The following is an 8,528-nucleotide window of genomic DNA, read 5'->3' on the forward strand; positions in this document are numbered from 1 at the left end:
TCGCCGGCCTTGATCATCGGAACGCAGCCATCCAGGCGGAAGGCCTTGGTGTTGACCGGGCTCAGCGGGATCGGCGTCACTGGACACGGCGCCTTGCGCTTGCGTCCGTCGCGGCCTGAGTGGGTCTGGATGTACTGCACGCCGGCGCCGCCTTCCTCGACGAGGATTTCATGCGCACCATAGCGCCGGGCCAGAAGGTTGATGGTCCTCGCCATATCGGTGAATTCCATCCGCCGGCGGACCATGTTGACCAGGTAGTGCTTGCCGATATGGCTCTCGATCCAGACCGAGATCGCCGTGTAGTCGGACCGCTGGGTCGGTTTCTGGGCACAGTCGACCGAGATCGTCACCTTCTTGATCTGATCTGCGTCCGGCAAGGTCTTGTAGCGGGCCATCCACTCGATATTGAACACGCCGCCATCGGCGTCGAAGGGGTGGCCCTGGTAGAGGGAATTCCATTTTTTACCACTCGACTCCGCCCTCAGATCCATTAGAAATTCTAACGTAAAAAACTCAGGCCAAAGCGCTTCACCCGGCGCCCGTCCCAGAGGATCGTCCTCTTCGGCGATTGCCGGAAGGTTAATGAACTCCCATTTGTCATCTTTTTTATCCTTCTGGCGGGCTTTGAGCCTGCCTATGATGTCATCTTCGTGCCATCTGGTCGCGATAATCGACATGGGGGCGCCCGGAAGAAGGCGTGTGGAAAAGTCGTCTTCGAACCAGTTCCACGTCTTTTCCCGCTCGTTTTCGCTCTCTGCGGCCTCGCGTGTAGCAATCGGGTCATCGACATTGGCATAGTTCGCACGAAGGCCTGCAATAGCACCGCCGACTCCACGGCCTGTATAGTCTCCCTTGCGACCCTCGATCCGCCAATTCTTAAGAGAGGACTTCTCCCGCGAGATGGTGACCTCGGGGAAAACGGCCTGATAGACAGGTTCGCGCAGGTATCCCCGCACCTTGGCGGAGATATTGTCGTCCACGAAGCTCTGGGTGTTGCCGGCCTGAAGGAAACGGTCATCGGGATGGTTGCCCATATACCAGGCACCGAAGAGGTGCGAGGCATAGGTCGAATTGTGGACGATGAGGCCCTCGGCGACGAAAGACGCGTCTTCCTCCACCGTCAGGCATCGACATGGAACATGTCCGCCATGACCTACATGCATGACCGTCTCGGTCGTGTAGACCGTTCCATCATAGAACTCGACTTCCTTGAAGGCGTTGACCCGTTCCGACGGACTGGTGGTCAAGATTCGGTCGCCGACCTGCAGGGCGCCAGCCTCGACCCATCCCCGAGACGTCAGAAGAGGGTGTGATTGTTCGGCCCTGAGCACCGATCCGGCATTGGTGATGATGACCAGGACGGGAAGGACGCCCTGCTCGTGTACTTCGGTGACTTTCTTCCAGCGCTTCTTGTGGGTCCAGACGAGCCAGCCGGGTTCGACATCCTTCAGCGTGGTCTTCTTGCCGTACTGGTTCTTGCCGAAATACTTGCCCTTCTTCGTCTTGTAATCCTTGTCCAGCTTGGCGATGACCCTGCTGTCTTCCCAGATCGGTTTGGCGTGTCCGGGTGGGGCCGACAGGGTGAAATGGGTCAGCTCGCCGCGTTCTGCCATCATCAGGTGGTCGCAGATGAACTGGTGGTGATAGGCTGGCGGCTGGTCGTAATTCATGACCTCGGCGAAGGCGCCTAGATCACGCGAGGCTGTGTCGGTGATGCGCCGGACATAGTCCGCCTTCATACCCTCGGCGAATGCCGTTATGGCCTTGACCATGGCCTCCGGATCGGTCGAACCCGCCAGCCGGACAATGGCTTCCCGTGCTGCTGGATGCAGTTTCGCACCGGTTGTGAGATGGGTGTTCAGGCGGTCAAGGAGGTCGAAGGCCTTGTCGATTCCCGACCTGATCTCCATCCGCCTTTCCCACGGGAAGGGGCTTGGCATGTCCTTTCTGCGTCAGGCGACGCTGTTGTCTGTATCCGGGTCGCTGTCGGTCGGATCGAAAACACCATCAAAGGCTTTCCAGGCGAAGTCCTTGGCGAACTGGTGTTGGATTTCCAGAATCAGGCGGCGGATCGCACTGACCGCCTGCGAGTAGTCGGAATCTGGCGGCATTCCGATCCTGCCCATCAGAGTCCTGAACCGGTCAACTTCCCTGCGGTAATGAGCAGGATGCGCGAACTTGTCCGAACAATTTCGGAGCCAGATCAGTTCGCTTTCCAGTTCGGCAAGAACCCTCTGGGATCGAATCGAGATGTCCGTGACGTTAATTGACATAATCCGGTGCAGCGAAGGCGCGCACGCGTGCGGCCCACTTCTCGTTCTTGGCGACTTCGAGCAGACGTGCCAGTTCCTGACTGACATGGCCGACATTATCACCCTTGTCGTGCTCGGTCAGGGCACACATGATCTCCCAGTCCTGCGGATCGATGTCTCGTCCGTGGATCATGGCGCCGACCGTGATGCCATACAGCCGGTTGATCTCGACCGTGGCCTCGTCGATCTCCTCGACAGTGGGGTTGATACGGTTCATTTGTCTTCTCCGGGGTTGAGAAAGGGAAGGTCTTCAGGATCGTCTTCGGGGATCTCGCTGAGCGCCTGCTGCAGGGCCTCGTCATCGGAGGCATCCAGTTCGTCCAGCATGAACTGACCGTCGTCGATGTCTCCGAGATCAAGATCGTTCAAGGCCCTGGCGAACTCGTCCAGGCGGTCTCCTGGAAGCGCCGGTTGGGCCTCTGCGGGCTTGCTGTTGTCCCCGGCCTTCATTCCGATGAGGTCGGCAATGAGCTTCAAGGAAGAGTTCGCCGCTCCGAACTGGCCTGCATCCTGGGCGAGATCGACATTGTCCTTGAGGCGCTCCAGTACCCACCTGGACGTCACTCCCAGTTCGCTTGCCTCGTTGTGCTGTTCGGCCTGACGCCTGCGATCCGCGATCTGCTGGTTCCTCAGCTCGCTGAGAAACTGCATGCGGAGCATGATCTCCGGGCGCTCATCGAGACGAATGGCGAGATCAGAACTGCGCTGAAACCCGGATGCAGCACACGCATCCAGGCCAGGCATACCGAGCGCGCGATGCTGGGCATAAAGCTCGTGCCGCGCGTTCTGGAGAGGGATGTCCTTGTTCGGAACGCCTTCGGTCATCCGCCACGGCCTCGATCGCGCTTGAAGGTGATCAAGACACCCCTCAGTCCGATAAGGGCGTCGGCATGGGCCTCGCAGGCCGTGAGGTAACGGAATCGCGTATCCTCGATCTCTTCCGGAGAAGGGTAATCTGCGTTGATCGCCCCCATGAACCGTTCCATCGAAGTCTCGCGTGCCTGATATGCCGAGGCGACAGTCGAAGTCAGATCCCGACGCAGGATGTCCCGCTCCCGTCGCGACATCTTCCTCGGGTCGAAGGGCTTCTCAAACGGCATCCCCGTTCAACCTCCACGGCTTGAGTTGAGTGCAAGGCACGCCTTCCTTCAGCGCGCCATAGGCCGCGATGAGCGCGGACTCCGCCCGACCGTCATGCTTCTTGAGCGGCCAGAAGACGTCGCACCCGGGCATCAGCAGCGTTGCGCGGGCCATGGCGCGCGCCTTCTTCTGGGTCTTGGTCCCACCTGGCGCGATGCGCATTTTCGGCTTCCAGACATTCGGCTTGACCAGGACGATGGGCAGGCCGGCAATCGCCGCAGCGCCAAGGCAGATGCCGTAGCCAAGCCCGAAATTGAATGTCGAAACCACACCCTGATCCGGACGTGCTCCGACCTGCTCGATATAACAGACAGTGTCCGATGGATCGGCGTTTCTCAGGATGGCATGCAGGGCATATGCAGCCGGGTCCCCTGTGTGGGAATCGATAGGCATATCCCACACAGACAGGAGCTGGGTCCCGTCATAACTGGTCTGTAGGAGGGAAATTGCACCTGACTTGCCGGGGTCGATGGCAAAGATGGATCTGGCCATTTATCCTCTAGGCAGCGGTTCCGCCACCAATGGGTTCAGGGGAAGGAGAAGAGACAGTCACGGCAGGCGTCACAGAACAGACATCCTCTGCGTTGATCCGGACGGCTTCGTTTTTCTTACCGTTCCAGATGACACGAAGGACCGCTGTCGCTGTGTTCCTGTCGACGGTAATCACGACGCCTGTCTGGCGAACTTTCAGGCCGGCGCTGTCCCTGAGATAGGTAACGGTGTCGTCTGCCCTGGCAGGGAAACGAATGCCTGTCGAAACGATCCATCTCTGGGTGAGTCTTTCGACCACTTTCCGAAGTGGGGCAGCGCTCCGGCGGAACAGTTCGACACCTTCATAGTCGCCAGGCCAGCCATGGAGCACCACAGCCTCGTGCATTGCCTTGAACGGATCGACATGTTTCAGGCAATCTGCCAGTTCGTTGAGGAGAAGGCCGTCATCACGAAACCACGCATGACGCGTCTGCATCCAGTCACGAAAATCACGGAGAAGGACTCTCGCAGTCTCGCGCCGGACTTCAATGTCGAGGCGGGACGGACGCTCTGAAGGAAGGTCCGGCAGGGCAGCTGAAGGTGTCTGGGACAAAGGAGATTCCTGCTCTCTGATTATCTCGGATTATGTTAGGTCAACCATGCTTTGTCAAGTTAGGTTTGGCTGACACCCGCTGGGGCTTCGCCCCTCCTCGCGCTGCGCGCTGCGGCGCGGGGACAATCGAATCCGTGAGTTCGACAGTTCGTGAGTCCGTGAATTCATGAATCCGCAAGTTCACGAGTGCGGCAGTTCAAGCGTTCATTAAAGCGAACGGCACAGGATCAGCGTTCGCCACGTCTGTTCAGAAACATCCGCAAGCAGAACGCCCCGCCAGGTCAGTCGCGCCGTGAAATCCGCGCCCAAGAATCAAGTTCCGCCTTGCGGCGTAACTTCTGGCGTCCCTCTGAGGATGAAGGTGAATTCATGACCTTGATTACAGATTCCTGTAATTTAACAGACTCATTACAGACTCCTGTAATTTAACAAACTAAGTGAGGAGTAGTAGGAGTGATTCCCCCTAGACATATAGGTGAAAATTTCACGATTCTCTGTAATTTACAGATTTCTGTAGCTCTCGCACTCTTCGCTGGAAGCGTTTTCCGTGCAAAATAATTACAGGTTTCTGTAAATTACAGAGAATCGTGAAATTCAGCCCTATAGAGGGGGGCTGTCTGACTCCTACTACTCCGCATTACAGATTTCTGTAATTACAGAAATTTGGGGAAATTTCGTTCTGTAAGGCGTGCTGACTGATGTCTCTCAGTGTTGTAGGGACGACCCGACAGACCTTGACAGGATGTCCTCGCCAGGTTAGGTTGACCGATCTTTGTTGATTTCTGTAACGAGGTGCACCTTGTCGCCTGACTCTCTGCTCGTTGTCACCAATTCCCTCGGACTGCCTTTCTTCAGCGCAGACGATCTTTCCGCCATGTTCGGTGTCGGGAAGGATCGCATCTACCAATTCAGGCACAACAACCAGGATCGTCCTCTCCTTATCGAGCACAAACGCGCGCTCCGGAAGGCCTCTCTGTGCGCCGATCTTGTTGCGGCATTCCATGTGGCGCATGCGACTGCACTTCAGCAGGAGCGATACCGGTTCACGCAGATTGCTCCCTATCTCATTCGCCTGCCGAAGGTTGATCTCTCTGTCCCGCCATTCCCTCCAATAGGAGAACACAGCGGAGAACGCTTCCTTGCGCTCTACAAGACTGCGGTCGAGCGTGCTGTGACTATTCTGAGGTTCATTGATATCCCTGCCTCTGTGGTCGAACTTCCACTGGAAGACATGGAGACAGCTGTCGAGCATGATCTGAGACTGTTCAGGGACGTCCCGGACGAAGTGGAGTCCCGTCGCCTTCCATGGAAGTGGTCCAGGAAAAGAGCCGAAAGATATCTCGAACACCTGCGCGAGGACATGTCCCATTACGGCGTCCCCCTGAACGGCGACGCGTGGGATTTCGACCGCCCGGACCGCATGACCATGATCGATCCACACCCACGACAAGAAAGTGAAGAGACCGCCACGGAGGCGTGACATGAACGGTGCCCAGTCCCTGCGAAAGCAGCCCACCAGAATGGACCGCGTGGAGAACATGGCCAGGGCGGGCCGCTCCATGACCGAGGTTGGGAAGGTGCTCGGCATCACAAGGTCTGCCCTGCAGCAATGGCTCGCCAGGCAGAGAAAGCCGGGCAAGCCTGACAAGGACCGTGCCGATCTCGTGCACGACCTCTTCGTCAAGCGACCGATTCAGAGGCTGATCAATGGCACCTTGCGGATCGACTGCAGTCTCCTGTCCCGCCTTCTCCTCATCAAGCTGGCAAGGGATGCCGACATACCGGACTACATGATCGCGGATGGCATGGGCATATCCCCGGCTGCCTTGAGCCAGTGGATCACACGCAACGCACCGTGGGGCATCGAGGATGCATTAAGCGACTATTGCGGCTTCGGCGAACTCAATCTGTTGACCGGTGACGAACTGAGACGGATGTGAATTATGACTGGATCACAATTCGATAAGACTCAGTCCTTTGACATACCGGAAGATATTCGTTGACCCGTGGATAGTGTCTGGGATGATACCATCTTTCACAAGGAAAGACCGCATAGAACGACTGTCCTTGAACAATGTGTCTTTGTACTGAGGAAATGTTGTTCTTAGAAATAAGTCGTTTACGTCGCTTTTTCTATACCTTGAATACATGTCCATTGCGATGACATCGTGATGGTCGGTGTTTTCCATTTCCCGGCTCATCCGACGCTGGCGGCTCTCTTCGTCCTTCCACTCTTCAGGCGTCAGAAACCAGCCGAAGCAGCCGTTTCCATCGTAGTGGAACCAGACTTTGTCAGCCTGCTCAATCGTTTTGACCGAGTGGCCTTCGCTATTTGTGAAGCTGATGGTTATGTAACCCATTTTGTATCCTTTCATATCGTGTGCGATGATCCTTCGTGTCACGAAAAACCCAATATGTCAACTTTTTTGATCCAGGTCACGTTCGTCTACCATAAGGCGACAAATTTCGTTCGATTCAAGAAAAGGACCCTCCGCCTGAATGACGGAGGGTCGAGTACCCTGATCATTTCAGGGCCGCAGCATGCGGGAGAAGGAACAGACCCGCAATTCCGGTGCGCAGACTCATGAACAGGAGACCGTTCGCGGCGAGCATCAGGAGAAAAAGTTTGGCCTGATTCACGTCCTTGATAGGCGTGGAGAGCGTGGTGGCGTCCTTGTCGGAGAAGATGAAATCCAAGATGTGCTCCTTTCTGTGTTGTCTGCGATGGAGACACCCTACAAAAAGGATTCCATTATGTCAACTCTTTTTATTCGGGGCGTCGTCCGAAGTATCCCATGCGATGACCCGCTTCTCCATCTCCGAATAATCCGCGTCGGCCAGGCTGTCTTCGGTAATGGCATCCGACCTGTACCCATGAACCCGTCCTGTCATGGTCCCATGAACCACGACATCAGGGTGCAAGGGAGCCGGAACGTGTGATGCCCCAACACGTGCCATACAAAGCCACATTGCTGCATATTTGCCGGCCTCGGTCCAGACATAGGCTGTCTCCGTGTCCGGTTCCAGAACATAGGCAGGCTGACGGGAAGCTTCCTGCTCGACAGGCTTCATGAACCCGGCCTGACAGAATCGTTCGAGTTGGAGTGCGTGTTCCAGGTCGCGAGGAAGAACCGGCTGCTCGATGCTATAAGCAAACATGTAGGCGATCTGCTTCCTGTCTTTTTCTGAGAGGTTCATGACAGTCTGGGGCTCCCGTTTTTGCGCATGATCTCGTCGACCTGTGCTACGCTTAGATTGTCGAGACCCAGGTAATCAAAGGCGTCGATCAATTCGTCAGCGTCAATGTCGCTGTAGGTTGCCCCGTACCTTTCTTCGAATGCGCGAGAAAGTTCCGCTTGGATAACCCGACAGGCGTCTGAGATTTTCAGGGCTTTGTTGATTAGTTTCTGGAATTGACCGTCAGTCATCAATATCCTCCAGAGAAGCCTCGCAGCGAACAGATACTTCCTTGTGTCCGGTGATGTCAGGAATCTCGTCGACTTTGGTGATGGAGAAGTTGTGGAACTCCACGTCCCAAAAGAGGTGATCTCCAAACATGGAGGTGTCTTCGGATTCTACGCGGACCCACAGACTCTCGGCAAGTTCCTGAATGGCAACGACATGAGCGAGTTTTCGACCGTCCTCGAACAGGATGACAAAAACACCGTGCGGGAGATGAGGGTCTGAGGTCCACAGGACCCGGATAGGGTCAGAGATGTTCACCAGGCGGTCTCCTCTATAACGATCTCGCCCTCTTCGTCGCCTTCGCTCACCAGCCATCGCCTGGTTTCCTCCAGCGTCATCCACTCGCTTTCCTGGAACTCCCGAACGGTCATCTGGCAAAACAGCGCGATGCGCAGGTTCGCCGCCGCCCAGTCGAAAGCGTCGTCCATGTTCGTGAATTCCCGGACCTCCTCGGCTTCGTACTCCTCAGCCCAGTCCAGGACGGACCATTCGTCTTTCGGACGAAGTTCGGAGGACCAATCCTTGTA

At 56.4% G+C, this 8,528-nt stretch carries 15 protein-coding genes; 2 read left to right on the forward strand and 13 right to left on the reverse strand.

The genetic code is table 11. The features are described from left to right. The 7 genes from E4680_RS13050 to E4680_RS13080 all read right to left on the reverse strand — a co-directional run. Positions 1 to 1,910, reverse strand: a 1,910-nt coding sequence (locus E4680_RS13050; RefSeq protein WP_167792515.1) for a phage terminase large subunit family protein, incomplete at its 3' end; no start/stop codon positions are given. A gap of 42 nt (positions 1,911 to 1,952) precedes the next feature. Further along, on the reverse strand, positions 1,953 to 2,273 hold the full coding sequence (locus E4680_RS13055) for a hypothetical protein (RefSeq protein ID WP_135282861.1): 321 nt from the start codon (positions 2,271 to 2,273) through the stop codon (positions 1,953 to 1,955). Further along, positions 2,263 to 2,529, reverse strand: a complete 267-nt coding sequence (locus tag E4680_RS13060; protein WP_135282862.1) for a hypothetical protein — start codon at positions 2,527 to 2,529, stop codon at positions 2,263 to 2,265. The genes E4680_RS13055 and E4680_RS13060 overlap by 11 nt, the downstream gene beginning before the upstream one ends. After that, positions 2,526 to 3,137, reverse strand: a complete 612-nt coding sequence (locus tag E4680_RS13065) for a hypothetical protein (protein ID WP_135282863.1) — start codon at positions 3,135 to 3,137, stop codon at positions 2,526 to 2,528. The genes E4680_RS13060 and E4680_RS13065 overlap by 4 nt, the downstream gene beginning before the upstream one ends. Beyond that, positions 3,134 to 3,412: a hypothetical protein gene (locus E4680_RS13070; protein ID WP_135282864.1), complete on the reverse strand. Its 279-nt coding sequence runs from the start codon at positions 3,410 to 3,412 to the stop codon at positions 3,134 to 3,136. The genes E4680_RS13065 and E4680_RS13070 overlap by 4 nt, the downstream gene beginning before the upstream one ends. Continuing rightward, entirely contained in the window at positions 3,402 to 3,944 is a 543-nt protein-coding gene (locus tag E4680_RS13075; RefSeq protein ID WP_135282865.1) for a RuvC family protein, read from the reverse strand. The genes E4680_RS13070 and E4680_RS13075 overlap by 11 nt, the downstream gene beginning before the upstream one ends. A 7-nt stretch (positions 3,945 to 3,951) precedes the next feature. Then, positions 3,952 to 4,536 (reverse strand): hypothetical protein, encoded by a 585-nt coding sequence (locus E4680_RS13080; protein ID WP_135282866.1) that lies wholly within the window; start codon positions 4,534 to 4,536, stop codon positions 3,952 to 3,954. Positions 4,537 to 5,335: 799 nt separating this feature from the next. Between E4680_RS13080 and E4680_RS13085 the strand changes: the two genes are divergently transcribed. Next, positions 5,336 to 6,016: a hypothetical protein gene (locus E4680_RS13085; protein WP_135282867.1), complete on the forward strand. Its 681-nt coding sequence runs from the start codon at positions 5,336 to 5,338 to the stop codon at positions 6,014 to 6,016. A gap of 1 nt (position 6,017) precedes the next feature. Then, positions 6,018 to 6,476 carry a hypothetical protein gene (locus E4680_RS13090; protein ID WP_135282868.1) on the forward strand — a complete coding sequence of 153 codons (459 nt, stop codon included), beginning with the start codon at positions 6,018 to 6,020 and terminating at the stop codon, positions 6,474 to 6,476. Positions 6,477 to 6,488: 12 nt separating this feature from the next. Here the strand turns inward: E4680_RS13090 and E4680_RS13095 are convergent, their stop codons facing one another. From E4680_RS13095 to E4680_RS14340, 6 genes are all read right to left on the reverse strand, one after another. Then, on the reverse strand, positions 6,489 to 6,896 hold the full coding sequence (locus tag E4680_RS13095) for a hypothetical protein (protein ID WP_135282869.1): 408 nt from the start codon (positions 6,894 to 6,896) through the stop codon (positions 6,489 to 6,491). 163 nt (positions 6,897 to 7,059) lie between these two features. After that, positions 7,060 to 7,233 (reverse strand): hypothetical protein, encoded by a 174-nt coding sequence (locus tag E4680_RS14130; RefSeq protein WP_167792516.1) that lies wholly within the window; start codon positions 7,231 to 7,233, stop codon positions 7,060 to 7,062. A 60-nt stretch (positions 7,234 to 7,293) separates the two neighbouring features. Further along, positions 7,294 to 7,734, reverse strand: a complete 441-nt coding sequence (locus tag E4680_RS13100) for a hypothetical protein (RefSeq protein WP_135282870.1) — start codon at positions 7,732 to 7,734, stop codon at positions 7,294 to 7,296. After that, entirely contained in the window at positions 7,731 to 7,964 is a 234-nt protein-coding gene (locus E4680_RS13105; protein ID WP_135282871.1) for a hypothetical protein, read from the reverse strand. The genes E4680_RS13100 and E4680_RS13105 overlap by 4 nt, the downstream gene beginning before the upstream one ends. After that, positions 7,957 to 8,259 carry a hypothetical protein gene (locus tag E4680_RS13110; RefSeq protein WP_135282872.1) on the reverse strand — a complete coding sequence of 101 codons (303 nt, stop codon included), beginning with the start codon at positions 8,257 to 8,259 and terminating at the stop codon, positions 7,957 to 7,959. Before E4680_RS13110 ends, E4680_RS13105 begins: the two co-directional genes overlap by 8 nt. Further along, positions 8,256 to 8,528: hypothetical protein (locus E4680_RS14340; protein WP_205688935.1), on the reverse strand; the 273-nt coding region annotated here is incomplete at its 5' end. The genes E4680_RS13110 and E4680_RS14340, both read right to left, overlap by 4 nt.

This window comes from Candidatus Macondimonas diazotrophica, from assembly GCF_004684205.1.
In the GTDB taxonomy this organism is placed as follows: domain Bacteria; phylum Pseudomonadota; class Gammaproteobacteria; order UBA5335; family UBA5335; genus Macondimonas; species Macondimonas diazotrophica.

Coding starts and splice junctions, on each gene's coding strand:
- E4680_RS13070 (WP_135282864.1), bottom strand. CDS start 3,412: ATGCCGTTTGAGAAGCCCTTCGACCCGAGGAAGATGTCGCGACGGGAG.
- E4680_RS13105 (WP_135282871.1), bottom strand. CDS start 7,964: ATGACTGACGGTCAATTCCAGAAACTAATCAACAAAGCCCTGAAAATC.
- E4680_RS13095 (WP_135282869.1), bottom strand. CDS start 6,896: ATGGGTTACATAACCATCAGCTTCACAAATAGCGAAGGCCACTCGGTC.
- E4680_RS13065 (WP_135282863.1), bottom strand. CDS start 3,137: ATGACCGAAGGCGTTCCGAACAAGGACATCCCTCTCCAGAACGCGCGG.
- E4680_RS13060 (WP_135282862.1), bottom strand. CDS start 2,529: ATGAACCGTATCAACCCCACTGTCGAGGAGATCGACGAGGCCACGGTC.
- E4680_RS13100 (WP_135282870.1), bottom strand. CDS start 7,734: ATGAACCTCTCAGAAAAAGACAGGAAGCAGATCGCCTACATGTTTGCT.
- E4680_RS13075 (WP_135282865.1), bottom strand. CDS start 3,944: ATGGCCAGATCCATCTTTGCCATCGACCCCGGCAAGTCAGGTGCAATT.
- E4680_RS13055 (WP_135282861.1), bottom strand. CDS start 2,273: ATGTCAATTAACGTCACGGACATCTCGATTCGATCCCAGAGGGTTCTT.
- E4680_RS13090 (WP_135282868.1), top strand. CDS start 6,018: ATGAACGGTGCCCAGTCCCTGCGAAAGCAGCCCACCAGAATGGACCGC.